Genomic DNA, 25,691 nt, shown 5'->3' with positions numbered 1-25,691 from the left:
TGCATAAGGCATACTATTTTATAATAAAAACATCTTACCTGAATGAAGAAGAAACAGAAAATAGATATCAATTACTTTATTATGTTGGTTTTTTTGCTGTTGTCGGCAAATGCCAATATACTATCATCCACCGTAGCGGTATGGGCAGGTGTTATAGCCTTGCTTTTGTTTTTTGCCATAATTAGTAAGTTTATAACCCGCAAAGAGGTGAATGCTTTCGGTATATTTTCCGGCATATACATCCTGTTTGTAACAATCCGCTTTTTTTTATTCAACGATCTGGAAACAGATTACCTTTACAGCGATTATGTTTTCCTATTTAAGTATTTATTGTTCAGTTGGTTAGTATGCGTGATATTAAAGGATAAGCTCCTTGCCAATTTTGTTAAGGTAATGGTGCATTTAACCATCATATCCCTGGTTTTCTATGCTTTGCAGCTCCTGTCGGCACCAACCATGTACAAATTGTTTGCTACAGTAAATTTCCCAACGGGCAACAACATACCGGGTTATACCAACGCTTTGGTTTTTACATATACTCAGGGCTTTCACGAGCTCACCAACTCGGGCTTTGTTTGGGAACCCGGCGCATTCGGCTGCTTTCTGGTAATTACGCTAATGTTCCATTTTTACTTAAACAAGTTTAAGTACGATGGTGTAACCATATTGCTCATCATTGCCAACATCACCACGTTTTCTACAACAAACTACCTGGGTTTGCTGGTGCTGATATTCCTCTCTTACAGGTACAAGGTCCCCAAAATCAATATCTACGTTTTGATATTGGTGCCCGCCATTATCATCGCACTTATTTTTATCCCCTTTTTGGGCGATAAAATCATTGAAACGTATGAAGAAGATATGCGCGACCTGAACCGCCTGTCGGTGCTCAAAACATATTATCACCACATCCATATGGATATCCCTTTAAACCGTTTCTCCAGCTTGTGGCACATCATCAATAGTTTTGGCAACAAGCTCATATTAGGCGTAAGTAATAGGTATAACGATGTGCTTAACAAGCAATACCCGGTAAACATATCAAACGGCGTAGGCGATTTTATAGCCAAGTTTGGCCTTGTGGGGTTGATATTCCTATTGTATAAATACGGCAGGTTTTGCAAGCAGTATGTGCTCACTGCAGAAAACGTTGTGTACAGCATACTCATTTTGCTGATACTGAGCTTTGGCGAGCCTATATTGTTTTTGCCTATCGTGATGATATTCTTATTTTTAAGGGATAAGCAGAAGCCATTCAGCAAATATGGCACCGATGAGGAGGAAGACAGGCCAAAGCCGTATGGAAGGTAAACTTCGTTGTGCGGTTTTAATCGCTTGCTATAACCGAAAAGAAAAAACCATCGGTTTTTTGGAAAGCTTAACCGGGCAGGATGGCTTTTTGGGCCTTAGCCCCGATATTTATCTGCTGGACGATGCATCGGCCGATGGTACCGCGCAGGCCGTTGCCAGCGCTTTCCCCGCTGTAAAAATAATGACCGGTACCGGCAGTCTGTTTTGGGCCGGTGGTATGCGCGCAATATGGCAGCATGCTATAGCGCAAAAACCGTACGACGCTTTTTTGCTTTGCAACGACGACGTTGTTTTGCTGGACGGTGCGCTTGCACGTTTTATAAATTGCTACAAAGCGCTTGGCAGCAAGGGCACGGTGCTTGTAGGGTCAACCCTGAGCCCGCTGAGCGATAAAATGAGCTATGGCGGGCATTTGCTTTACCAACTTAATCACGCCGCTTATTACGCCGTTAAACCGCACGATGCCGATGCTATGCCCTGCCATCTGGGCAATGCCAATGTTTTTTTGGTAGATGCCGCCGCAGTTGAAAAGATAGGAATATTTTGCGATGCCTACACGCACTACCTGGCCGACTACGATTACACCCTTACCGCTTTTAAAGCCGGGCTGGCAGTATTGGTTGCCCCGGGCTATTATGGTTACTGCGAGGATGATCATGGCGTAAACTGGCTATCGGGCAACCACCCGCTAAAAAAAAGGATAGATTACCTGTACAGCCCTAAGGGGCTGGCTTATAAAGAGTATTTATTTTATATAAAAAAGCATTTCCCGGCCGATTATTTTGGCGCATTTGCTAAATTATGGATGAAAACGCTGTTCCCGGTAATTTGGGATAAGTTTAAAAAAACGCCCAATTGAAAGTAGTAATATTAAATAACGATTTTAGGGTTTATTGGAAAGGCCGGCTGGTTTACCTTAGGGGCTATCTGGCATCGCAAAATATACAGCTTAACGCTATTGAGTTATTTGGCAAAGGGTCGCCCTACGCCTTTGATACGGTGGACAGCACCCACCATTGGTGGGCTTGCCTGTACCCAAACAAAGCTGCCGGCGATGTTGAAAAGGAAGAATTGAAGGAACGCCTTTTTTTGCGACTTGATGAGTTGGACGCTGACGTGGTTATTGGCCCTTCCATCGTTTTTTTTGCGGGCGCATTGGGCATAGCCTGGGCAAAAAAACGCCGTAAGAAATTTATTATGTTTGACGATGCCCGGCCGGCACAGGTAAAGCGCAACGCGGTGGTGCAGTGGGTGAAAAACCTCATCACCAGCCGTGCCGATGCCCTGTGGCTGCCCACTAAAAGCTACGATAAAGATTACGCTGACTTTAAAAAACAAGGCCTGCATTTTTTTTATGGCTTTGCCTGTATAGATAACAAGCTGTTTACGGCCGATAGGGCAGGGCAGGCCAGCATAAAAACCATTATTTGCGTGGCCCGCCTGGTGCCCATAAAAAACCTTGAAGGGCTACTAAACGCATGGCGGCTTATTGAGCAGCAAAACGCCGGCTACCAACTGCTTATTGTAGGCAACGGCCCCGAGGGCGAAAAACTGCGGCGACAAAAGGCACTATTGAAATTGCAAACCCTGAAATTTATAGATGCGGTAGATAACCCAAAATTACCGCAATATTTTGGCAACGCGGGGGCATTTGTATTGCCCAGTTTTTCTGAAACCTGGGGGCTGGTGGTAAACGAAGCTATGGCCGCCGGCCTGCCGGTATTGCTTAGCAAAACGGTAAACGCCGCTACCGATTTACTACAGGAAGGCGTAAATGGCTTTAGCTTCAATGCGTTTGATGATAGCGATATCGCGCGGGCCATATTGAACTACATGCGCCTGGATGAGCCGGCAAAAATGCTGATGAGCCAGAAATCGCTGGAGATTATTGATGGTTTAAGCTATGAAAAAATGGGTAAACAGCTTACCGATGCTTTGGCTTTAATTACCAGTAAACCGTACACCAAGCCAGGCTTTGTAGCATCGGCTATTATAAGCCGCTGGCATGGCCGGTACAATACCGGAGGGTGGGATAAGCTATAACCGCCTTTAATAGGCGTTCTCTTCGCCTTTTAAAGCGTTCCAAACGGTTAGGAAGATAATCTTCATATCAAACAAAAACGACCAGTTTTCCAGATACCATACGTCTGCCTCCACGCGCTGAAGCATAGCTTCGGTTGTGCGGGTTTCGCCGCGCAGGCCTTTTACCTGGGCCCAACCGGTAATGCCAGGTTTTAAGAAATGCCTCACCATAAACCTATCAATCAATTGCGAGTACTGTATAGTGTGACTAAGCATGTGCGGCCGTGGGCCAACTACGCTCATGTTGCCTTTTAATACGTTGAAGAATTGGGGCAGCTCGTCAATACTGGTACGGCGCATTATTGAGCCAAGGCGGGTTATGCGCTTATCGTTCTTTACAGCCTGCACTTTATCGCTATCGCTGTTTACGCGCATGCTTCTGAATTTGTAACACCAAAAGGGGTTATTATCCCGGCCCGAGCGGAGTTGCTTAAACAACACAGGGCCCTTAGATTCCAGTTTTATCAAAATAGCCAGTATAGGGAACAACCAGCTGAAAAAGAATATGATAATAAACAACGAAAAGCAAATATCGAACAACCGCTTTACAAAGCGGTTCAGCATATTTTCTAATGGTTCTGCCCGTACAGATATTACCGGGATGTGCCCAAAGCTTTGAATAAGTACCGGTTTGATGCCGTAATCGTAATACTCCGGTATAATCCTGAAACGGATAAGGTTTTTTTCGGCACCTGATAGCAGCTTCTCTATTTTGGAGGTTTCGGCAAGTGGCAGGGTGCAAAATATTTCGTCTATCTTATTGTTCAGCACATAGTCTATACAATCGTCGGTAGATCCCAGATATTTATCCTCATGGCCAACAGCATCGGGGCTGTCATCAAAAAAGCCCATTAATTTATATCCCCTGTCGGGGTTGCCTCTAAAAAACGAATGCAAATCGTTGCTTATACGCCCGCTGCCAACAATAATTACCTTGCGCGAGTCGTAAAGGGAGGCCCTGTCGCTCTTGCGGATGCTGAGGAATATTAGCTTCCATATCCATAGTGTTACGCCAAATAGCGTACACGAGTAGATAAGGTAACCGCGTGTTATGTAATAAGCTTTGATGCCTATTACCGTTACAATTACGCAAATAAGGGCAATGAAAATAAGGTAAGTTTTAATTACGTTGCGGTAGGTGTTTACCGCATCCCGGTTAAGCACTTTATCGTAAAGCCGGGTTAAATTGGCCGAGAGCAGCCAGGTAAGGTTAAAAACCAAAACTATCGGGAGATAGTTTTTATTGGTAGCCCACAGTATATGTACTTTATCAACAATATAGTAGGCTATAACCATACTCGTGTTTAAAACCAAATAATCAAAAGTAAGATTGATAGATTTTATAAATGTAGCGTAGCGATGAACCATGTTATAAATGATTATTAATAAACTGAAATTTTCAGTTGCTTAAATCGTAAAATATCCATTCTTAATTTAACAGATGGCAAACAAAACTAAGTACCTATGCACAAATAAGCGGTGTAAACAATTGGCAATTAATTGCTTATAGTACCTCTTGTTGGTGCATATATGATATTTGCAAATTGCAGGGGGTGCAACCACTTAGTAAATATTTATTCAAATTCTATTAAATTAAACACTTAATAAATTATGACACTAAATTATACAAATTTCTTAAATAAAAGGCCACTTAGTAGTTTATTGTCGTAAAAAGTAAAAATACTTAACGGTGTGTAAATAGTAATTGCTACGCGTATTATTAATTAAAAGATAAATTTGTTGTAATGGGGTAATGGTCAGAAAAATCGCTTTTAATAATATTGAAACTAAGTACTTTAAACTGCGGTTTTACAAATACATAGTCGATCTGCAATTTTGGGAACCAGCTGTGATAAGTTACACCAAGTCCCGACCCTTTTTCAGCAAATGCATTTTTTAAACCTTTACTTAACTGGTTAACGGCAAACGAAACGGGTGTATCGTTAAAATCGCCTGCAATAATATATGGATAGGCGCATTCATCCATGTGTTGCTTTATTAAAGCCACCTGCCTGCTCCTGGTTACAAATGCACTCACCAGGCCATTCTCAATGGCATTTGTTTTGGCAAGATCTATTTTCCCGTTTATATATTCCTTTTTGTTACCAATGTGGATAGATTGGAGATGAACGCAATAGACCCTTATTACCCCGCCGGGCAATTTTATATCGGCAAATATCGCCTGGGTGGCAAATACGCCGCTATCTACAACTGGTCCTGAGCTAATGATGGGATATTTAGAGAATATAACATTACCGGATGAATCGCGGCTACGTTTATTATAAACAGAACTAAAATAGTAGAAATTAGTATTCATCGCTTTTTTTAGTGCGTTTACAATCCTGCCTTTTTCTCTTCTTATTACCTTGTAATCCTCGAAAGCTGCAATATCCGGCTGCTCTTGTTTTATCATATCAATAATGCCTGTACGGCTGGCACCGCTATCGATGGTACCATAACCGTTAAAGCGGTTTACATTGTATGCTATTAGTTTAATAACGTTTGCGTGTTTTGGCGGGTCGGTAATAGCTGGAGGAGCAAAGCGATAGTTCAATAGCATGAATTTAAACCCCGTGATTATGCAAACGAGGGATAGCAAAGCGTATAGCCGCTGCCGCATAAGCCAGTAGAGCATAAAAACGACATTTATAATTACAAAATGCTGGTACGCGAGCCCTAAAATAGCTATCAACCAATACCGCTGCGGATTGCTATAAGGCGCCAGGTAGCTAAATAGCAGCAGGGCGGCAGCTATAGTATTGGCAATTAATATTAATCGGTTTGTAAATACTGATTTGGTGCGGCTTTTTTCTTGCATTGTTTTATAATAGCAATATTAAAAAATAAGCACAGGATTGCATAGTTGAATAGGGGCTTGCGCAACAAATTTATAAATTATGGGCCCCATCTGCTGGAATTAGCGCTTGGTATCAAAATTGTTATTTAAATTAATAGCATGCGTTAACAATGTTTTTAGGAATAAGCTGTTATAGCAACAGATATGTAAAAACATAACCTATCTATTTAAGTTATTGTGTTGTTTATCAATTCATATTAGTTAGTTAAAGATGATACAAGTTAGAAGCAACGATTGGTTTAAGATTTTTATGGTTATCTCTTTTATCGCATTGTTGGCTGGTACGGCCAATGCGCAGGATGCTGTAACAAAAGATGCTATATTGGCTAAGGTTAAAACAGATTTACCTAAATGGCGGGAAAACCTGTCTGCGCAGCATCCCCGGCTTTTTTTCACCCCTTCTACGTGGAAGGGGTTGCGTGCGAGGTATGCCAATGCGCGGGGGCGCGAAAAAGAACTTTTTGATGATGTAATTAATTATGCTGCCGATATTTCTAAAAAACGTTTGCGTGCCTACCGTTCGCCGGAGCAACTTGTATCGGCAAAGAATGCGCTGGCATCTGCCCAGGCCGAATTGTGGCAAAGGCCAATTGGCGACGATATTGTTACCTTAAGCCTTGCCCTTGCCCTGCAGGACAACGCCGATGTCCGTAATAAACTGCACGAAACCGTTATGGCGGCTTGTAATTATCCAACCTGGGGCATCCAGTCCAGGGGGATACATTTGGCTACCAGCAGTATGGCTCGCGGCCTCGCAATTGCGTACGACTGGGATAATAACATCTGGACCAACGGCGAAAAAGAGCTGATTCGCCAGACCATCAAAAAACATGTTAACGAGATTGAAGAGGGCTTGCTTGGCAATTCCGACTGGAGTAAGGGCTACGAAAACAATCACAATCACGTAGCCGTAGCCGGTATGGGCCTGGCAGGTGTGGCTTTTTTAGATGAAATACCCGAGGCTTCTGAGTGGATAGCAGGCTCGCTTCTCGATTTTGATAAAGTTTCAAAAACATTAAATGATGATGGCAGCACAAACGAAGGGGTAGCTTATTGGAGTTACAGCCTTACTTACATTTTACAATATATAGAATGTACCCGCAATGTATTGGGCACCAATAGCCTGTACCAGGATCCGTTTTTTAAAAATGCTATAAATTACAGGCTTAACTCATCAACTTCCGGTTTTGGTTCGATATTGCCATGGGGAGATGTAAGTTATGGTGGTTATGGCCCTCAGTTTATATTGTACAAGCTGGCATCAGAATTTAACATCCCCGATGGGCAATACATGGCCGATAATTTGCCCGAGAAATGTACAAATGCGGGTGGCGGAATAGCCTGGACCGCCCTGTGGTATAACCCTGCTATTGCCGGAAAGCCACCTGTAAATCTTGATTATCATGCAACGTCGCTTGATATTGTAACCAGCCGCGGAGGATGGACGGATAAGGATTATCTGTTATCGATAAAATCGGGTTTAGCCAGCCATAGTCATACACACTTGGATTTGGGCGCGATAATATTAGGATTTGGTGATGAATGGCTGTTAAGCACATCGGGCTACGGCACGGGTAAAAACCAAGGCACTGCTTTTTGGGAACGTGGGGGTAACGGCGGTCGCTGGGCGTTTTTTTCAAATGCTACCGAATCGCAGTCAACACTGTTAATTAATGGTACAAACCAGTTAACCAATTCCGCAGCCCGCGGCACAATAGATGAATTTATATCAAACGGTGATATCTGTTGGACGGGTGTAAATTTAAGTAAAGCTTACAGCGGCGTTTCGTATGCCAGGCGCGAAGTGCTTAATTACCGCAACCAGTATATTTTAGTATTTGATGATGTGAAAACACCGGCAGATGCATCTGTTGAATGGCTGGCCCAGGTACCCACTAATGCAACTGCTACCTCCAATAGGGTTGATGTAAGTGCAAAAAGCGGCGCTTCGCTACAAGTGAAAGCTATTTGGCCCGCCACTGCTAATTTTACCACCCGGGTTGCAACGAGTAAATTTTACGATTTGCCGCGCGATAAGCAACAGACCTATGAGTTGAAGGCCAACGGTACGCATGTGCAATATGTTGTAGCTTTATTACCGGCAAAGGCTGGAGAAGTTACGCCCGTTAAGAACATCACTGCGCAAAATACAGCATCGGGCTTAACGGTTACCGTTACCGGGAATAACTGGATAGATCATATATTGATAACCGGCACTCAGGCCCGTGTTGCACGTACCACAAATGGCGCAGAAAAAGTTATGTTAACGGTAAGCCGACATGCCAATTAATTAGCATCATTGCTGGTAATAGCAGCGCGTTTTTTTATGCTTTTGGCCAAAAGGTAAATTACCACACACCATAGCACTATAGAAAAATAGAGATTAAGCTCTGGTGAATTTGGAAGGAATATGTTTGGTGCGTGTATGTCATTCATTAAATAATATACACGTGCACAAACAGCCCCTATGAAAAGTAAAGTTGCCGTAATTTTAAAAGAAGTAGTTTTTACTGCCTTTTCTAAGCTGGTGTATATGCCTGAGTAATCTACGTAAGCGAGGTAAAATATAGACAGGTAGATAAAGTTGATATTGAAAATAAGCAGGTTCCCTATATGAAAAAGGGCAGCTGTAATTAACCAAAGCCTCCAGGCTTTAGGGGATATCAGCAAGCAAACCAATGGCGTTAATTCAAAAACCACCGCCATATAATCCATTATTTTAAAGCCCCAAAATGGCAAAAACTTGCCAACATACGGCGCCAGCAGGTAATGGCGCATACTGTTAAACTGGTTATAAAACCAGGCACCTGAACCATTTTTACTAAAATCAAGGTTTATCCAATTCAAGGCTTTTTCTACCCCGGCAGTAAAAAAGGCAAAGCAAAGTATAATACTTAGTAGTGCCAGGCATTTTGCATTTACCGCCGCTGTTTTTTGCTTATCGGGTATAATAGCTAAATGGTGGCCCCAGTCTGAAAACGACATAATAAGCAGCAGCAACAAGTATAATACAGCAGAGTGGCCTATTTTGCCAAAAGAGTAAGAGTAGTTAATAGCTATTATGGCAGCTGCAAAATAAATAATAGATGATAACCTTGTTTTTAAGCCGATAGTAATACAAATTGCCGCAGCTATAAGTAGCACATCTACGCCGAAAAAGAAAGAGGTGCCGGGGAAGCCGCTGGTGAAATTAGCCAGGCTTAGGATCGGCGGGTCGAAAAATGCTTGCGGTACCGATCCTATCCAAACAAAATTCAAAAAGCTTAAGCAAAGTAAAAACAGCCCGGTTAATATTCGGAATACACTGAGCGATTTACTACTTACGCTGGTAGATAAAACTACCCGCTGCCAAAATGTTGTGTTTTGTTTATTTAACCAGAGGGATAAGGTGTTCATCTGTAATATGGCTTGAAATAACGTTCCCGGTTTCAGTTGAAATAGTATTTTCGATGGTAACCACTTTCATCTGTGTGGCAGATAGGTGCTTACTGCTAAACTTATTCCTTATCCACGTATGCATTTCATCAAGTTTGGCCTGGCTTAAGTGAGTGTCTTTTAAAAGATGCAGAAATTTTAGCGTTTTATATTTGAGCTTTTTTGCCCGGGATAGTTTTTTATTATCTACATCGGCGTTGGTATTGGTGATGTAGGGCAGCAGTTCGGGCAAGGGGATAGGTACCGGCTTTAAAAACTCTTCAGGATTTATTTTTTGCCAATGGCCGGCGCTATCTGCTGCATAAATTTCAGAATATGCAACTGTGATCTTTTTATCGGTTTGCTTGAGGTTGTACGCGCCTGATGGCAACATAACGGCAGGGAAAGGCTCAAAACCTATGCCCCTAAGCATCAGGCAACCAAAGAGTATTACAATAATGAGGATTGTAGATCTTAATGAAAACATTTGATAGCTTTAGGTATTACTGCATAACACTATTAACGTTCAGTACAAGAAGTATATCGAACATTTTAAAGCTGTTATACCGCGCAAGTAGGCGGATATAACAGCTTTGAAACATAAAGGCATAAGCCCCGTAATCTGTCAAATGGTAATCAAAACCCGCCGATAGGCCCTATTTTTTATCAAACAGATGGATATTCTCTACCGTGTTTACAATGTTTGCCTTTGATGATGCACCGAATAAAATCGATTCGATATTTGGCAACCCGCATACATATTCTATAGCTTCTTTAGGAGAAATGGCACCGCCACCCAATACCTGCATCGCTATCGCCCTAACTTCGCGGGTTCTTAATGTTTCTTCGTAAATTTCTTTACCGCCGCTCATTCGGAAGCCTACTTTGTTAATTGATGAGCAAATGATAGGGTTTTTAATACCCTCGCCTTCAAGTGCATCAAGCAATTTAGGCATATTCATGGTGATAAAACCAGCATCCGCATTGTACTTTTTCTTTACATAGTGCTGGAAAGCGGCCAACACTTCGTATGCACGTAAGCCCAGAAAAAGATCGGTAATAACGTTTTGTAAAAAAATAACAGGTGTATTAATGCCTTTAAACATTTTCATTTCGGCATCTACCAAAAGCTCCATAATAGAAAGGTAATCTTTTGATAAAAATGCCATACCCCCCTTAAACATCGAACCAAAAAAGTTGCCCGGTACGTATTGCTTTAATGTGCCGGCTATACCCAATTCGGTTACAGCGTTGGCATATTTGTGCGCATACGGCATACATGGGAATATCTTAAAATCCTTGTATTTTTCCGGATCGGCGCGTATTATGTTACAAATGTTAGCAATCCTATCATGCGTGGTACACATAAAAGTGTTTATACCTGCCGCCCGTGCTTCGTCTAACGTTTTTATAATCGCACTATCTTCTCTGAATTTAATGGATTGTGCCCGCGATTTTTCATCCGAAATGTGATTTACCGCAAAGAATTGATTATCTCCAAATAAAATTCGTTCCATAATATTAAATAGCGCTTTGTTTTATCATTTCTATCGCTCTATCCGTGTTCCAGGCAGAATGAAATGTGTTTATAGTATTAGGCACCTTGCCTAAGGCAGCTTTTATAAAGTAGTCTAACTGTGCCGAATATTCTTCTCCGCGCAAGTAAAAATCTACCTCCTCTGTCAAATCGGTTATGTATTTAACCGTCCAGCCTTTTGTGTACCCTTCAATTGGGTTATCTTTTATGTAAACTTTTAGTTCGTTTGCGTCAGAAACAATTTTACCGTTTGTGCCCACTATTGTTAGCGAGGTGGTCATTTTGCGGTGGGTTTCGTCGCTCCAGTTAACCGATAGCAGGCCTGTAACCTTATTCTCCAGTTCTAAGGTCGAATAAACCGCGTCTTCTACTGTTGTAGAGAACACAGATTTAAGCAAGCTTGCTTTGGCAGCGGCAACCGGCGAAAGTATATCGTTCACCAGGTCAATAACGTGCGATGCATAATCCATTAAACAGCCACCACCTTCAGATGGGTCCGACCGCCAGGTATCCTGTTTAGGGCGTATTACCACCGGGCCATAGCTTTCTGCAACAAAGTGGTATATTTTACCTAATATGCCACTTTTAACCAAGCGCTTTACTTCGCCAAATGTGCCGATAAATTTATTATGGTAGCCTATTTGGTTTACTATACCTTGTTGTTTTGCCAGGTTCACCAATTCTTCGCCTTGCGCGGCAGTAAGGCAAAAGGGCTTTTCGGCAAAAATGTGTACTTTGCTTAAAAGCAGATCTTTTATCATGCTGTAGTGAAACTTGGTGGGCACCGCAACTACTACGGCATCCGGCTTTGTTTCGCTCATCATTTTCTTAAAATCGGTAAAGCAATTAAATTTTCCATATTTGGATAGAAAATCATTCACCATTTTGGAGGTGTCGCAAACACCAACCACATCCACATCCGGATGGGCACCCAAAATCGATAAATGAGAAATCCCCATTTTTCCAGCACCTATAATTGCAACTTTAAGCATTTTTATTTTTTATTATTAAGATTATAATGAATCAATAAACGTTTTTAAGTAATTAATAATTTCCTGTTTATTTGACACATATTTATTGGGCACGAAGTTATTAATTTCCTTTAAAATCTCTTCAAGCGAATCGTTTTCGTTCCAGGGGTAAATGTACCCCATTTTTACAAATTCGTTGTGTATCTCTATCTGATGATCGTCAATATGTTCGCCATATTTATGTAACCTGGGTACCGATATCATCTTTTTCCCCATTTTTACACCTTTCATGATAGAACCCGTACCGGCATGTGTAATTATTATTCTTGCATCGCTGTATAACTTATCCAGCGTATCATGATCAAGGAACGGTTGTAGCTTTAAATAATCCGACTGATATTGCGTATACCCGTTTTGCACAATTACCTCTTCATTAAGTTTCCCTTCTTTCAAAAGTTTCTCAATCGCTATTATCGGCCTCGGAAATTCTATATAAAACGTACCTAATAAAACTAATATCATATTTAATAGATTCCTCCTAAATATACCGACTTTGGATATAATTTTTGAGCTGTTTGCCATTGAACTATAAATTCATCGGCGATAGGATATATTAAGCTGGCAGATTTTGCCTTAGTATCAATCCTTGCAAATGAAAGTATCCAAACCACTTTTACAAAGAGCAATTTCCCCAAAATGCACATCGGCACAGCTGTATGGCTGCCGGTTGTAATTATAGCTTTAGGGTAATGCGTTATTAACAGCCTGAAAGATAAAAATAAATTTGTAAAAACACTCAACCAAAATTGTATACCCCGGCCACCCTTCGGCCTAGGTTTTAAAAACCTCACGTTGTATTTTTCTGCCAGGGCAGCAGTAGCTTCTGTTTTCTCAGTAATTAATAAGTAGTCATACTGCGTAAACAGGTCTTTTATCTCTAAAACCTGTGCCAAATGCCCACCATCAGAACAAATTAAAATTATCTTCTTTTTCATTATAATGGATGAATATTTAAAAATAACATAAATAATTCATAAATGTACTATTATACCCGCAATACAAAGGTACTTTTTTTTAAATTTATTTAAAAGACAAAAGTTAGTTCCCGCGAATATTTATATAATTAATAAATAAACATTGGGCTAAGGTTAATAAACGCAACGCGCGCCAATTATTTACAGGCTTGTTTTTAAATATTAAAAAAAAGCTGTTTTGTTGATGTAATATTTCACAGCATGTAGTTCAAGCGACAACCGGCACCCGCGAGCCGTTTGCAACGCGTGAAAATGTTTAAATAATGGCACCAGTTTTTTAAGCCTGCAAGCTATGGTTTAATTGGCTTAGGCCATAGCTTCAATCCAATTGTATATATTTTGGGCACGCACCTCCAGCATAAGATTTTTAGCCATCGCCAACGACGCTTCACTCATCTTTTGGCGCAAACCCGGCGTGTTTTTTACGGTTAAAACCGCTTCGCGTATCTCTTCGATATTTGCCGGGTCAATTAATATAGCGTTATCGGCATTGAGGATGTCTTCGTTAAACGGCAAATTAGACGATACGATGGGCAGCCCGCAGGCCATAGCCTCGATAATAGCGTTGCTGCAGCCTTCGTTCATGGTTGGCAGTACAAAAACATCAGATGCACTTAAAAAATCGGGGATTAATTGTGGGGCAACACTTGTTTTATGTACACAGTTTGCGTTATTAGGCAATAATTTTCCTTTGCCTGCAAAAGCCACCTGTGTATCGGGTAAGCCATCAACGGCCTCGGCTGCACGCATGATGCCTTTGCGTTCGCTAAACTGCCCAACGTACGATACCAGGAAGGCATCCCGCCCGAACCCGAACTTATCTCTCGATTGGCTTTTATCGCGCGGGTAAAACGAACTCCCTTTTATGCCATTGGGAAACACCTTCACCTTTTCATCCGGGAAAATGTTTAATTCCTGCAGTACTTTTTTATTGGCTGTTGATACCGATATAATACCGCTTAGTGTGCTCAGTTCCTTTTTTATTTTTTCTTTGCCGAAGGCCGCGATAGACCATATAGTACTTTCTCCAAACGCTGCAAAAGAGGGGATGTTGAATTCCCGGCCCATACGCGCTGCGCAAATGCCGGCTGGTGCTAAAAAGTGCCCGTAAACCACATCGGGTTTAGTTGGCAGTTTTTTAAATACTTTACGCACTGCCGCAGTAAACACCTGGGTGGTTAAAGGCGAAGTTTTTAGGCCAGCTATTTTTACCTGCCCAAAGGATATATACCTTGGGAAATACAATTTTATAACCGCGCCGTTTGGTGTTACCTCTTCTGCCTCCAGCGGCAGTTTCGAAAAGGTAGACAGGTATTGGTTTACAGGTACCGGCGATATCACTGTGCAGTTTACTCCCATATCGGCAAGCTCCCAAATAAGTTTTTGTACAAAAACTTGCCGGGTAGGTGTTAATACATTGGGATAGCGGTTGCTAATAAAGCAGATGTGTTTCATGAATGTTTTGCCTAAAACAAATTTTATTTACCTGATGCCTTTTTTATTTAAAAGGGAAGGCATCAAATACTTCTTTTTGTTTCGCAGCCATCATAGCAGGCGTTATTTTAAAATTATCAATAATTTGATTGATAGATGGAATTTCTTGCGTGTTTGAATTTATTGGGTTTGATTTAAGGTCGAAAGCTGAATAATAATCATCAAATTTAAACCCGTCGCCCTTTAAATTATCGGTTACTTTTATCCACTGGTTGGGTATGCCAAAGCTATCAGCCAGTATAAGCCCATGCAGGCTGCTTGATATAATGATATCGCTTTGTGCAATTTGCCTGATCACTTCCATTGGGTCGTCCCTAAGGTTGATGATGAACGAATTTGCGTGCGATTCTTTTATTTTTTGGAAGATGGGCTCCTGCTGCTCTTTAAAATGGGGGATAATACCCACGGCGTATTTTTTTTCAATTGGCTTATCAAATAAGTAGGGGGTTATTAAACCGCCATCGCCAACCGGGATATCTAAAGTTTTGCCAATAATTTTCTCAACACGGGCTTTTGTTAATTTACCACGTACCGAGCAAAAGTTCATGTCGCGGTAAAAACCGTGGCTATCACTTTGGTCGTTAGATATAAAACCGGTGCACCAAACGTTCATCGGGCCTTTTGTGAATTTTGCCCTAAACTCCTGCCAAAGAGACCAATACTTTGGGTAAACGTGGGTATCTGCTAAAAAGCAGTCCATACCGCTGCCTATTACGCTAAGCTCGGCAGTTGCAGGTTTGTGCCTTTCTAAATCATAACCAAAAACGTTTCTGATCAATAATTCGTTTAGCAGGTCGCCCATGTTTGGCACATCGGCATAGTAAGTTTTTAATACTCTTTTCATTTGAGATAATTGCGATATTTACAATAAAATGGGCTTACAAATACTTTTTAATTATTTAAAGCCGAATTTGTTTAGCAAATGTAATAATTTACTTGCTATTTTCAAACGGCTGTATAGTATATTAACGGTTATTTAATATGGCTGCGATAAAAAAAGTTTACTTCATTAAGGGTTTCATGTTTTTATCCAGCACGTGGTTTACTTTTTCTACATAATTTGCTTTTATCATATCTTTATCAGATATAAATGTTTCAATAGCTTTTTTGTAATAGTCGGCGTATTCGCCTATAATTTTTGCGGGGTTGCCGCCAGCCAGTTTACCTGATGGTATTGATTTGGTAACCACTGCACCCGCACCTACTATAACATTGTCGCCAATTTGCACGCCCGGCAATATAATTGCATTCATGCCAATAAACACATTATTGCCTATTTCAATTTTTTGGTATTGGTAGCGGCGGCCTTTTTCATCGCGTATAAGCCAGGTGCTGCCGTTATGTGTAATAATGCGCACATTTGAGGCTATGGTTACGTTATTGCCAATGCTAACTAAAAATGGCTCGGAGCCAAAATTTGTAATATATAGGCGGCAGTTTGTACCCACCTTTACACCCAAATGCCGGGCGTAGCCAACTTCGCCTTTAAGGGGTACCAGTATTAGCCGGGATAACACGTTGCTTGCTTTTTTGAGTACTTTTTTTAACTTCATCAGAATAAGCTTTGTTGTAAAATATATGGACAGCTAATGCAAAATTTACACAGCATTTATGATATATCCATCTGTAGCATCCTCCCTGCTTTTTATAATAGCAGGATTGCCGAATACAATGCTGTTTGATGGAACCGAAATATTTACAAAAGAGTTGGGCGCTATCAAAACATTATCGCCTATTGTTATTTTGCCAACAATTACGGCATTTGTTCCAATCCACACTTTGTTACCGATAACCGGAGTACCCATTTTATCCCCTTTAAAACCTGCACCAATGGTAATGCCTGGGTATAGCGTGCAGTTACTGCCTATTATAACTTTACTGTTTACAATAAGGCTACCAAAATGTACGATAAGCAAGCCTGGGCCTATTTTTACAGTTTTAGGTATCTGAAAACCCAGCTTAAATGTTAACCGCCGATAAAATAACCTTCCAATTATCCCTTTAGGGCTCATTTTGCCATGAGTACTCACCTGCCTGAAAAAATAGGTGAACCTAAAATTGGCCGAACTTATTAACATCGCAGCAATGCTTTTTTTACCCCCGCTGTATCTATACAAATCTGCCTGAATTAACTTAGCGCTCATATATTTATTGTTTAAGTACTTTTAGTTGGCCAGCGCCCGGTATTTCTCGTACGTATCCTTAACTGTGATATTTAATTTTACCCTGTTGGGCTCAATTGAAACTTCATTATTTATATACTTTTGTATCAGGGACACAATTTCATCTACATTGTTTTTAGGGTCGAAATAATGAATGTTGGGATAGTCTGCATGTATTAATTCAGAATACCCCGATTCCACATTGCTCAATATCATAGGGATACCAGAATTAAAAACTTCGAGAACGCTATTACCTAAACCCTCCCAAAAGGGCAGGTGGATGAAGATGTGCATTTTTTTTATGTAAGAAAAGTATGTTAATTCAAATCCGTGGAGTTTTATAATATCGGTGTTATTGTATTTGGCGATGATCTTCTGTAACAATTCCTGTTCTTTCCCTTCGCCAAAAAAATGAAATTGTATCTTGTATGGTTTATTGGCAAAAATCTCCACTATTTTTCCAATAGTTTCGATGTTTTTTTGCCACGTGAGCCTGGAAACCAACCCCACATGGAAGTAACCCGGCTCTAAAACAGCATCTTTAACCTCATCAATTATGATGAGCGGGTTATAAATTACCTCAACCTGCTTATCTTTAATATTGGTATATGTCAGCAGATCTGCTTTCACAATTTTAGAAATAGCTATGCACTTGTACGCATGCTTAAAGAGGTATTTTGTTAAAAATGCCGAAAATTTATCGGTGACGCTTTTCTTGGATTTTTGGTACTCTTTAATTGTATTGGCCACTCTTATAACCACCTTTATGCCTGCGAGTTTTCCAACAATTATAGCCACAAGGTTTGGCTTTATAAGCGTTGAATATAATGCCTCAATTTTGTGGTTTTTTAAGGTGCGGTAAAGCGCTGGTATAGAAAAGAATATTTTTTGTTTGTTTAAATAAATGACCTTTATGCCCTCATTTACCATAGAAATATACGGGCCTTTTTGCCGGGCAAGTATCAATATAATTTCGTCGTTGTTTTGGCTGGCGGTATAGTTCAAAAAACCGACCATCATTTTTTCGGCCCCGCCACTATTTAAGTCATTCATAAATACTGCAATTTTCATAGTGGTAGTTTAATGTAAATAAAAAAGCCAATTAATACAAAAACGCCTGATTTAAAACCATCAGCCAACCATTACGCTACTGCCAGCTCTTGTTGCCTGCTCGCAAACCTGCTAAAAGAAATATACAAAACTATTACGCAGGAAATATTTGTTATTACAGTAGCTGCAACAATGCCATATATACCGAATTTATACACCAATATAATATCAAGTACTATGTTCATTGCCAGCCTCAATATCGACATCCTAACCAGTATTTTGGTTGCTTTGAACGCTATTACCGCCCTGTTTATAATTTGAGTTGCCGAATTGAAAACAAAACCAAGCATATTGATAGTTAACAGCATGGCTATTTTTTCCCGGTTATCGATTTTTAATTTGGGGTATAAGAAATTAACTATGGGCAGCCTTACTACAAATATTACGATGCATAAACCAAATGTGCCCGCCATCATCAACAATACAATTTTGTTTAATTCTGATTTTTTAAACCTGTTTTTTGTAACATCTGCTGACCACTTAGAAAGCATTATGGTGAGAAATGATGTTAACATTACGTTGAAAACCATAAACATTTTATCTCCATAATCCAGCATCGATATACTACCAAGTGCCAAAAAAGACGCAACGATTTTATCGAACAACGGGGAGGATGCGGCAATGGTGGAGGATAAGGCCTGAAAAGACCCGGATTTTAAGAACCCTTTAACAACACTTGGCTGGCGCTTGCTTATAGCAATATTGATTTTGTTTTTATACCTGATCACGTAGGTTAGATGTAAAAACTTTGCAAACTCGCCCAGGTTGTATCCAAGGATCGCTGATGATATACCCAGCGATGAATGGAAAAAATAAATAGTCGCAAAAATGATTATTGCCCGCGAGAATGGCGATGTTGCCGCAAGGTTAAATTGATTTAACGTATTAAGAATACCATAGTAAAAGGCATTTAGCACAATGAAGAAGAAAATGGGCAACGAGATGGAAAGATAAAAGAGGAAGTCGCTGGCCACAAAACGGCTGATAGTGAAAATTACGGCAAAGGAAAGTACAGCCAATGCACCTACATACTTTAATATATAGTAGAAGACTGTGGATGTAAACTCTTCGAATTTAACCTTATCATCCATGCGCTCTTTTAAAAACGGCACGCAGGCAGAGCTAACCGAGCTAGAGAAAATAACACCAATAAAATTGATGATGCTGTAGCTGAATAAAAAAGCATCAGTATGTTTGGTAACACCGTACGTATTTGCAATATACACAGGCACCAAAAAGCCCAGGATGTTTGCAAGCATGGTAATAAAAACCAGCTTAAAAGTTTTTGCCAGCAGTTTGCTTTTAAGGATGTCTTTATTAAAAACTTTTTGTAAGGTAGATTTTACAACATTTGTTGACATATTTTGTGTGTCCCCAGTCAATTATTTGTAATAACTCTTAAACCACTCCGAGAACTTGGCCAGGCCTTCGGAAATTGGGGTGTGTGGCTTGTAATCAAAATTATCAATCAGTTCGCCTACATCGGCCCATGTTGCAGGTACATCGCCGGCCTGGATATCCATAAATTCCATTTTGGCCTCTATGCCTAAGGTCTTTTCAATCTCTTTAATAAAAGTCAAAAGTTCCACAGGTTCGTTGTTTCCTATATTATATATCTTATAAGGTGCCGTAGAGGACGAAGGGTCTGGTTTTTTACCTGTCCAGTTAAGGTCGGTAGTTGCAGGGTTATCGGCTACGTTTATTACACCATCAACAATATCATCCACGTACGTAAAATCGCGGCGCATTTTGCCATGATTAAACACCTTTATCGGCTTGCCTTTAGCAATTGCTTCAGCAAAAATAAAGTAAGCCATATCCGGGCGCCCCCATGGGCCGTAAACTGTAAAAAAACGCAGTCCGGATGTCGGTATACCATACAAGTGGCTGTAAGTATGCGCCATTAGCTCGTTAGATTTTTTTGTGGCCGCATATAACGAAACGGGGTGGTCTACGTTATGATGAACCGAGAATGGCATGGTTTCGTTTAGGCCATATACACTTGATGAACTCGCGTACACCAAGTGTTTTATTTTAAAGAAACGCGATACTTCTAATATATTTAGAAAGCCTACAATGTTTGATTGTACGTAAACATCGGGGTTTTCTACCGAGTAACGCACTCCTGCCTGGGCCGCAAGGTGAATGATAATATCAAACTGCTCGCGTGCGCACAAGGAAAGTAACTGTGCTTTATCTTCGAGGTTTATCCTTACAAAACGGTAATTGGGATATACGATGCTTTTAACCTCTTTATACCATTCAATTTCGTTTTTTTGAATACCGCTTTCTTCCAACCTGGCGTATTTAAGCGATGAATCGTAATATTTATTAATGTTGTCTATTCCAACGATATTATCGCCCCTATCAGCCAATTTTTTTACAAGGTGATACCCTACAAAACCCGCACTACCCGTTACTAATATCTTCATTGATTACTTCTTGTTTAGTTATGATAACCGTAATATTCCGCATCCACATTTTCGGATCGAAAACATAAGTGCAAGCCACGAAAACACTGATGGCCGCTGTAACACTGGCCAAGGAAATGTTAGAGGATGCGCAACCCAAAAACACACCCATGATAAATAACCTGTTGAAAAGTGAAAAAGCCTTCAGCCTTAAAAATAGAAAGCGTAACAAGGTGAGGGTAAAAATAGTGGCCATCACCAACCCAAGCCTCAGTATCCAAATTATCCAGAAATTTTCGATAATGGTGATATGACTTGCTTGCTTTACTATATCTAGCCTACCCGTAGACATCCCCCAATACAAGTTGCTATCCGATACTACTTTAAAAATATCAAATACCTGTAAACGCACGTTTGCGCTGGAATCGAAATACGCATGTGCCATTAACCTATCGCCGAAAGATGTTTCGGTAACAAGGTAATAAATACCACCCAACCCTATAATAAGGATAATACTTCGTATAAATTTAAAGAGGCCGGAACGCGCTGTGTCGGATTTCTTAAACATATCCAAAACAAATATTATCCCAATCATCAAACAGCATATAGCCAGCGAGCTGCGAGCACCAAAACATACAACTGCAGTTAGCCCCAGAAAGAACAATATATATTTCTTAAACATAGGCATATCAGATACAATGATAAATGCCATAATGGTAGCCGTTATAAGGGCGTTGTTGAGGGGGTGGTTCTGTAATCCTGTAGACCGGAAACCTGTATTATCCAACTCCCGGTCGATAAAAGGTGGAAAAAGGTGGTTTACCAGCACCCGCTCTACAATCGCTATCCCGCAGTTAATTATAAAGAAGGTGAGAATTATTGTTTGTATTTTTTTTAAATAACTTACCTCAGATGTTTTTAAATACATCGAGAGCAGGATGCCCGGGATAATATTATTGGTGAAAAATACCAACCCGTAGGTAAAACCTTTATAAATACTGTACAGCAATATTAAAGCGATGATAACCAAAAAGGTGACTTCTTGTTTACGGATAGCCAAAAATGCCCCTTTATTTGCCCTATTGAAAAAGTATAAGGTAAACCCTAGTATAATAAGGTATACAAAAGGAAATAGTTTTTGGTAGGAGGGGGCGTTTTCTTCGGATACCATGTAGCCAACCGCACCCAATACATTGGCACCTATAAACAGCATGATCAGAACCGACCACGACATCATCCAGCTTACAATCTTATCAAGTTGTTTATTCATTCACCCTAACTTAGCAATTAAGTACGTATAAAACATGTTAAAAAACGAGAACCGAGCGATTCTCGTTTTTTAACTGTGCGTTATTATTTACCTATCGAATAAACTTTAAAACCAATGGCCAAAAGTTTTTTTCGGTCTACGACGTTGCGGCCGTCAAACAAAAAGGCAGGTTTGGTCATATTATCATAAATCTGTTGCCAGTCGTAGGTTTTAAATTCATCCCACTCGGTCATCACTGCTATAGCATGTGCGCCTTTGCAGCATTCGTAGGCATCTTCAACAACTGTAACCAGTTCGGCGTTTTTGATTTCGCTGCGGCTTTGCAGGTAGTTTAAATCGCCCAACACTTGTGCCTCGGCAACCTTCGGGTCGTACACGGTAACGTTTGCCTGCTCGTTCAAGAGGTCATCAGCAACGTATATAGCCGGCGATTCGCGGGTGTCGTTTGTGTCTTTTTTAAATGCCCAGCCCAGGAAAGCTATTTTTTTGCCCGATACCGTGTTGTAAAGGGTTTTTACAATCTTGGTACCGAAACGCCTTTTTTGGTGGTCATTCATGATGATAACCTGTTCCCAATAGTCGGCAACCTGCTGCAGCCCATAAGAACGTGCTATGTAAACCAGGTTCAATATATCTTTTTGAAAACACGACCCGCCGAAGCCTACCGAAGCATTTAAAAACTTAGGGCCAATACGGCTATCGGTACCAATAGAGCGGCTTACTTCTGCTATATCTGCACCGGTATGCTCGCAAAGTTCTGATAGCGCGTTGATGGATGATACCCTTTGCGCCAAAAACGCATTGGCAGTAAGTTTTGATAACTCAGACGACCACAGGTTTGTAGTAAGTATGCGTTCCCGGGGCACCCAGTTCGCATAAACATCTACCAGTGATTGGATAGCGGCCTGCCCTTCGGGCGTAGTATCGCCGCCTATTAAAATACGGTCTGGCGCGTGCAAGTCTTCAACTGCGGTACCTTCCGCCAAAAATTCCGGGTTGGATAGTATCTGAAACTGTACGTCGTTACCGGTGTTTTGCAAAATGCTTTTTACCGCTTCGGCCGTGCGTACCGGCAGGGTAGATTTCTCTACTATTATTTTGTCTGTTTTAGATACCCTGGCTATCTGGCGCGCGCAAAGCTCGATATATTTAAGGTCGGCAGCCATGCCCTTACCTGTACCATAAGTTTTGGTAGGTGTGTTAACCGATATAAAAATCATCTCGGCGTTGGCTATGGCTTCATCCACGGCGGTGGAGAAAAATAAATTCCTTCCGCGCGCTTCGGCCACCACATCAGAGAGGCCCGGCTCGTAAACAGGGATATTGTTAGTGTCCGGATCGTTCCAGGCATCAATCCTGGCCTGGTTCAAATCAACAACAGTAACCTGAATGCCGGGGCATTTTTGTGCAATTACGGCCATTGTGGGCCCGCCCACGTAACCGGCACCAATACAACAAATTTTAGATATTTTTTTAGTCATTGTGTTGAATTTACGCTAAATGTATTTATTGTTAAGTGTTTTTATAACTTAATAAACTCAAGTATAAGCCATACATGCACTTGCTATGTATTTTACCGGCAGTTTAGCCTGTAAAATACATAACAATGGCGCACAGCCGCTGCCTTGCGTTATTAAAATCTCCTTAAGAACGTCCGTAGTTTAGAGCCGATAGTTTCCTTTTCCTTATCGGTATACGTATTATATGAGCTATAGTAACTGTTTGAATAGCCGTAGCCATAGTTGAACTGATCGCGTTTGATACCGTTGAATACCAGCGTAAATTTGGGGAACCTGTTGGCGGTATCCACCTCATTGATAAACTCAAGTTCGTCTTTAAGGGTGTGGCCCTGCCTAATCATGTAAACCGAAGCATTGGCGGTACGTGCAATAATGTACGCATCTGTTACCAGGTGTATAGGCGGCGTATCGATGATTATATCATCATAAGTTTCCTTTAGGGTATTTATGAGCAAATCTAACCTGCTTTTTTCCAACAATTCAGATGGGTTGGGCTGTATAGGGCCGCAACCTAAAACATCGAGCCCCGGGATGCCGGATGGTTGTATAAGTTTAGTTAAATCGTTGTGCGTTTCTACAAGGAAATCGCTGATGCCCGGATGCTCTGGCGATAGGTTGAATACGCCGGATATCTTAGGTTTACGAAGGTCCATCTCCAGTATCACGGTTTTCCTTGATGCATAAGCCAGAGTAACGGCAAGGTTGGAGCTAACAAAACTCTTGCCCTCGCTACCTATACTTGATGTAAATAGGGTAACGCGCCCTTTGTCTGTATTGCCATGCAGGTGCGATAAATTGGTACGCAACACCCTGAATTGCTCGCCGATGGCAAACTTGCCCCTGCCTTGGGTAACCACGATAGGGGTGGTATCTTCCTGGTAAGAAAGTTCTCCCAAAAGCGGTACTTTAACTGCATCTTCAATTTGTTTGCGGTTGCTGATGCGTTCGTTTAAGCTTTCACGGGCGTATAGTAAGCCTACTGGTGCAGCTAAGCCCAACAATAAGGCAATTGCATACACAATGGAAGGCTTAGGCCATTTTGCTTTTGCCGCATGCGCGTCATCTACTATTTCAGAATCTGATACGGTTGATGCATACCTTAATGATATCGACTCGCGCTTCTCAAGCAAAAATTCGTAAATCTTTTCCTTGCTTTCCTGCTTGCGCTTCATCGCATTATAGACTTTATCCTGCTGCGGTATTTTCTTTAAGTTGGCCTGTATGCCTGCCTGGAATTTCCCGGTTTGCTCTTTAATAGCGTATTGCGATGCTTTTAAAGCGGTGATTTTGTCTTTGAAAGCTTTTCTTAAGCCCGCCAACTGATCATTGATTGAGCTAAGCATAGGGCTGGTTGGCGGCGTGGTGGCAAGCATTTCCTGCTTCTTCATTTGCATGTCTGTGAGCTTATCATACAAAGCCATCAAGCTTGGGTCTTCCAGGTGGGCACTTGTAGGAGGCAACGCGTCTGGATATTGGTTCAATGTTTTTTCCAGTCCGTTCAAAATGCTCAATTGTATATCGGCATCGCTCAATTGCTTTATATTGGCCTGGCTGATATCCCTGAAACCCTGGCTTTGCGAAGCGATATCCGTCATGCTTGATGAGCTTAAGAAATTCTGTATGGCTGTTTCGTCAACGTTGAGGTCGCGGTCTAGCGAATCGAGCCTTACCGTGATAAAGTCGATAGCTTTTTGTGCGTCCCTGTTTTTAGAGGCCATGGCATCATCTTTATATTGAGCCATCAATTCGTTAAGTACGTCCTTGCCGCGGGCCGGGGTTTGGTCTGAGGTTGAAAGGTTAACGAAAGGCGCGTCTTTATTTTCTAGCTCTACTTTTACTTTGCTTTGCAAATCATCCGTTACCTGATCCGGGTCCTGCACCTTTAATTCAATCGTAGTACCAATATAGTTATTCAGTTCGCTGGTCGCTACTATTTTCCAGCTGCCAAGGTCTTCCGTCCTTATCACTTCGCCGAATTTGTAATCTTTATCTCCGGTTTCAGGGTTTTTTAAGGTAAAGGTAGATTTGTTTTTAACAACCACATCTAGCGTTACGCCATTACTGCTTAAGGTAGAGTTTGCCTTAACATACTGGAATTTAACAGGGCTTTTACCGTAAAGGTCCTCCTTATCGGGGCTGCTTGCCAGCGTGTAATTTACCCACAGCTGCAAATCGGTTACAACCTTGTACATTATTTTTTTCGATTGCATCACCTCTATCTCGTTTTCTACGATAACGGGTGTGCTTATGGGATCCAGCTGCTGGGCGTCGCCGCTTTTACTGATAACGGTACCCTCAGAACTGGTTGGGCCCTTAAACTCAAGCGTAGCCAGAATAGGATAAGTTGGCTTTGTTACCTGCAGGTAAAAAAAAGCCAGCACAATAAATAATATAACCGCTAAAATAAATAACGGCCAATGGAAAAGATATTTTTTTACCAGGTTTCCGCCGTTAGCCGAGTCGCTTTCCGAAGAAGGTAATGTAAATGTGGTAATTTGAGTATTTTGCTTGCTCATAC

General features: G+C 41.1%; 22 protein-coding genes. 4 read left to right on the top strand and 18 right to left on the bottom strand.

Features of this window, described 5'->3' with window-relative positions:
• Positions 1-42: 42 nt before the first annotated feature.
• From AC1DYT_RS11375 to AC1DYT_RS11365, 3 genes are read left to right on the top strand one after another with little or no spacing between them, the layout of a single operon-like run.
• The gene (locus AC1DYT_RS11375) at positions 43-1,311 is read left to right on the top strand and encodes a hypothetical protein (protein ID WP_477469725.1); all 1,269 of its coding nucleotides are present in this window, start codon (positions 43-45) and stop codon (positions 1,309-1,311) included.
• Complete coding sequence (locus AC1DYT_RS11370) at positions 1,301-2,170, top strand: glycosyltransferase family 2 protein (protein WP_477469724.1); 870 nt, start codon at positions 1,301-1,303, stop codon at positions 2,168-2,170. Before AC1DYT_RS11375 ends, AC1DYT_RS11370 begins: the two co-directional genes overlap by 11 nt.
• Entirely contained in the window at positions 2,167-3,354 is a 1,188-nt protein-coding gene (locus AC1DYT_RS11365; protein ID WP_477469723.1) for a glycosyltransferase family 4 protein, read from the top strand. Before AC1DYT_RS11370 ends, AC1DYT_RS11365 begins: the two co-directional genes overlap by 4 nt.
• Positions 3,355-3,360: 6 nt before the next feature.
• On the opposite strand, the gene AC1DYT_RS11360 is transcribed toward AC1DYT_RS11365, so the two are convergent.
• Together AC1DYT_RS11360 and AC1DYT_RS11355 are read right to left on the bottom strand one after the other, a co-directional pair.
• Positions 3,361-4,761, bottom strand: coding sequence for an undecaprenyl-phosphate glucose phosphotransferase (locus AC1DYT_RS11360; protein WP_477469722.1), 1,401 nt, complete (start codon positions 4,759-4,761; stop codon positions 3,361-3,363).
• Between the two features lie 352 nt (positions 4,762-5,113).
• Positions 5,114-6,211 carry an endonuclease/exonuclease/phosphatase family protein gene (locus tag AC1DYT_RS11355; RefSeq protein ID WP_477469721.1) on the bottom strand — a complete coding sequence of 366 codons (1,098 nt, stop codon included), beginning with the start codon at positions 6,209-6,211 and terminating at the stop codon, positions 5,114-5,116.
• Positions 6,212-6,461: 250 nt separating this feature from the next.
• Here AC1DYT_RS11355 and AC1DYT_RS11350 point away from each other — a divergent pair, with 250 nt between their 5' ends.
• Complete coding sequence (locus AC1DYT_RS11350; RefSeq protein ID WP_477469720.1) at positions 6,462-8,540, top strand: DUF4962 domain-containing protein; 2,079 nt, start codon at positions 6,462-6,464, stop codon at positions 8,538-8,540.
• Here the strand turns inward: AC1DYT_RS11350 and AC1DYT_RS11345 are convergent.
• The 16 genes from AC1DYT_RS11345 to AC1DYT_RS11270 all read right to left on the bottom strand — a co-directional run bounded on the left by AC1DYT_RS11345 (position 8,537) and on the right by AC1DYT_RS11270 (position 25,689).
• The gene (locus AC1DYT_RS11345) at positions 8,537-9,646 is read right to left on the bottom strand and encodes a hypothetical protein (RefSeq protein ID WP_477469719.1); all 1,110 of its coding nucleotides are present in this window, start codon (positions 9,644-9,646) and stop codon (positions 8,537-8,539) included. The two genes, AC1DYT_RS11350 and AC1DYT_RS11345, sit on opposite strands and share 4 nt — an antisense overlap.
• Positions 9,618-10,151, bottom strand: coding sequence for a hypothetical protein (locus tag AC1DYT_RS11340; RefSeq protein ID WP_477469718.1), 534 nt, complete (start codon positions 10,149-10,151; stop codon positions 9,618-9,620). The genes AC1DYT_RS11345 and AC1DYT_RS11340 overlap by 29 nt, the downstream gene beginning before the upstream one ends.
• 169 nt (positions 10,152-10,320) lie before the next feature.
• Entirely contained in the window at positions 10,321-11,181 is an 861-nt protein-coding gene (locus tag AC1DYT_RS11335) for an aldo-keto reductase family protein (protein WP_477469717.1), read from the bottom strand.
• 4 nt (positions 11,182-11,185) lie between these two features.
• Positions 11,186-12,193 carry a Gfo/Idh/MocA family protein gene (locus AC1DYT_RS11330; RefSeq protein ID WP_477469716.1) on the bottom strand — a complete coding sequence of 336 codons (1,008 nt, stop codon included), beginning with the start codon at positions 12,191-12,193 and terminating at the stop codon, positions 11,186-11,188.
• 21 nt (positions 12,194-12,214) lie between these two features.
• Positions 12,215-12,694, bottom strand: a complete 480-nt coding sequence (gene pssE / locus AC1DYT_RS11325) for a PssE/Cps14G family polysaccharide biosynthesis glycosyltransferase (protein WP_477469715.1) — start codon at positions 12,692-12,694, stop codon at positions 12,215-12,217.
• A gap of 2 nt (positions 12,695-12,696) precedes the next feature.
• On the bottom strand, positions 12,697-13,167 hold the full coding sequence (gene pssD / locus AC1DYT_RS11320) for a PssD/Cps14F family polysaccharide biosynthesis glycosyltransferase (RefSeq protein ID WP_477469714.1): 471 nt from the start codon (positions 13,165-13,167) through the stop codon (positions 12,697-12,699).
• Between the two features lie 345 nt (positions 13,168-13,512).
• Positions 13,513-14,661, bottom strand: coding sequence for a glycosyltransferase (locus AC1DYT_RS11315; RefSeq protein ID WP_477469713.1), 1,149 nt, complete (start codon positions 14,659-14,661; stop codon positions 13,513-13,515).
• A 43-nt stretch (positions 14,662-14,704) separates the two neighbouring features.
• The gene (locus AC1DYT_RS11310) at positions 14,705-15,544 is read right to left on the bottom strand and encodes a polysaccharide pyruvyl transferase family protein (protein WP_477469712.1); all 840 of its coding nucleotides are present in this window, start codon (positions 15,542-15,544) and stop codon (positions 14,705-14,707) included.
• Positions 15,545-15,701: 157 nt separating this feature from the next.
• A complete protein-coding gene (locus tag AC1DYT_RS11305; protein ID WP_477469711.1) occupies positions 15,702-16,253 on the bottom strand; it encodes an acyltransferase in 552 nt (183 codons plus the stop codon).
• Between the two features lie 45 nt (positions 16,254-16,298).
• The gene (locus tag AC1DYT_RS11300) at positions 16,299-16,844 is read right to left on the bottom strand and encodes a serine O-acetyltransferase (RefSeq protein ID WP_477469710.1); all 546 of its coding nucleotides are present in this window, start codon (positions 16,842-16,844) and stop codon (positions 16,299-16,301) included.
• Between the two features lie 21 nt (positions 16,845-16,865).
• Entirely contained in the window at positions 16,866-17,933 is a 1,068-nt protein-coding gene (locus AC1DYT_RS11295) for a glycosyltransferase (RefSeq protein ID WP_477469709.1), read from the bottom strand.
• 71 nt (positions 17,934-18,004) lie between these two features.
• Positions 18,005-19,333 carry a lipid II flippase MurJ gene (locus AC1DYT_RS11290; RefSeq protein WP_477469708.1) on the bottom strand — a complete coding sequence of 443 codons (1,329 nt, stop codon included), beginning with the start codon at positions 19,331-19,333 and terminating at the stop codon, positions 18,005-18,007.
• Between the two features lie 21 nt (positions 19,334-19,354).
• Complete coding sequence (locus tag AC1DYT_RS11285) at positions 19,355-20,404, bottom strand: NAD-dependent epimerase (protein ID WP_477469707.1); 1,050 nt, start codon at positions 20,402-20,404, stop codon at positions 19,355-19,357.
• Positions 20,382-21,653: a VpsF family polysaccharide biosynthesis protein gene (locus AC1DYT_RS11280; RefSeq protein WP_477469706.1), complete on the bottom strand. Its 1,272-nt coding sequence runs from the start codon at positions 21,651-21,653 to the stop codon at positions 20,382-20,384. The genes AC1DYT_RS11285 and AC1DYT_RS11280 overlap by 23 nt, the downstream gene beginning before the upstream one ends.
• An 83-nt stretch (positions 21,654-21,736) precedes the next feature.
• Positions 21,737-23,134, bottom strand: a complete 1,398-nt coding sequence (locus tag AC1DYT_RS11275) for a UDP-glucose 6-dehydrogenase (protein WP_477469705.1) — start codon at positions 23,132-23,134, stop codon at positions 21,737-21,739.
• A 152-nt stretch (positions 23,135-23,286) separates the two neighbouring features.
• Positions 23,287-25,689: a GumC family protein gene (locus tag AC1DYT_RS11270; RefSeq protein WP_477469704.1), complete on the bottom strand. Its 2,403-nt coding sequence runs from the start codon at positions 25,687-25,689 to the stop codon at positions 23,287-23,289.
• Positions 25,690-25,691: the final 2 nt, after the last annotated feature.

Source organism: Mucilaginibacter sp. P1_D10, from assembly GCF_056406215.1.
Note: the sequence above shows the minus strand (reverse complement) of the source record. Positions and strands in the feature narration are given on the sequence as shown.

Excerpts from the sequence above, each read along its gene's own strand:
- AC1DYT_RS11305 (WP_477469711.1), bottom strand. The coding sequence starts at position 16,253 with ATGAAGTTAAAAAAAGTACTCAAAAAAGCAAGCAACGTGTTATCCCGG.
- AC1DYT_RS11275 (WP_477469705.1), bottom strand. The coding sequence starts at position 23,134 with ATGACTAAAAAAATATCTAAAATTTGTTGTATTGGTGCCGGTTACGTG.
- AC1DYT_RS11355 (WP_477469721.1), bottom strand. The coding sequence starts at position 6,211 with ATGCAAGAAAAAAGCCGCACCAAATCAGTATTTACAAACCGATTAATA.
- AC1DYT_RS11280 (WP_477469706.1), bottom strand. The coding sequence starts at position 21,653 with ATGAATAAACAACTTGATAAGATTGTAAGCTGGATGATGTCGTGGTCG.
- AC1DYT_RS11345 (WP_477469719.1), bottom strand. The coding sequence starts at position 9,646 with ATGAACACCTTATCCCTCTGGTTAAATAAACAAAACACAACATTTTGG.
- AC1DYT_RS11295 (WP_477469709.1), bottom strand. The coding sequence starts at position 17,933 with ATGAAAATTGCAGTATTTATGAATGACTTAAATAGTGGCGGGGCCGAA.
- AC1DYT_RS11270 (WP_477469704.1), bottom strand. The coding sequence starts at position 25,689 with ATGAGCAAGCAAAATACTCAAATTACCACATTTACATTACCTTCTTCG.
- AC1DYT_RS11370 (WP_477469724.1), top strand. The coding sequence starts at position 1,301 with ATGGAAGGTAAACTTCGTTGTGCGGTTTTAATCGCTTGCTATAACCGA.
- AC1DYT_RS11340 (WP_477469718.1), bottom strand. The coding sequence starts at position 10,151 with ATGTTTTCATTAAGATCTACAATCCTCATTATTGTAATACTCTTTGGT.
- pssD (WP_477469714.1), bottom strand. The coding sequence starts at position 13,167 with ATGAAAAAGAAGATAATTTTAATTTGTTCTGATGGTGGGCATTTGGCA.
- AC1DYT_RS11285 (WP_477469707.1), bottom strand. The coding sequence starts at position 20,404 with ATGAAGATATTAGTAACGGGTAGTGCGGGTTTTGTAGGGTATCACCTT.
- AC1DYT_RS11350 (WP_477469720.1), top strand. The coding sequence starts at position 6,462 with ATGATACAAGTTAGAAGCAACGATTGGTTTAAGATTTTTATGGTTATC.
- AC1DYT_RS11375 (WP_477469725.1), top strand. The coding sequence starts at position 43 with ATGAAGAAGAAACAGAAAATAGATATCAATTACTTTATTATGTTGGTT.
- AC1DYT_RS11330 (WP_477469716.1), bottom strand. The coding sequence starts at position 12,193 with ATGCTTAAAGTTGCAATTATAGGTGCTGGAAAAATGGGGATTTCTCAT.
- AC1DYT_RS11300 (WP_477469710.1), bottom strand. The coding sequence starts at position 16,844 with ATGAGCGCTAAGTTAATTCAGGCAGATTTGTATAGATACAGCGGGGGT.
- AC1DYT_RS11335 (WP_477469717.1), bottom strand. The coding sequence starts at position 11,181 with ATGGAACGAATTTTATTTGGAGATAATCAATTCTTTGCGGTAAATCAC.
- AC1DYT_RS11310 (WP_477469712.1), bottom strand. The coding sequence starts at position 15,544 with ATGAAAAGAGTATTAAAAACTTACTATGCCGATGTGCCAAACATGGGC.
- pssE (WP_477469715.1), bottom strand. The coding sequence starts at position 12,694 with ATGATATTAGTTTTATTAGGTACGTTTTATATAGAATTTCCGAGGCCG.
- AC1DYT_RS11290 (WP_477469708.1), bottom strand. The coding sequence starts at position 19,333 with ATGTCAACAAATGTTGTAAAATCTACCTTACAAAAAGTTTTTAATAAA.
- AC1DYT_RS11315 (WP_477469713.1), bottom strand. The coding sequence starts at position 14,661 with ATGAAACACATCTGCTTTATTAGCAACCGCTATCCCAATGTATTAACA.
- AC1DYT_RS11360 (WP_477469722.1), bottom strand. The coding sequence starts at position 4,761 with ATGGTTCATCGCTACGCTACATTTATAAAATCTATCAATCTTACTTTT.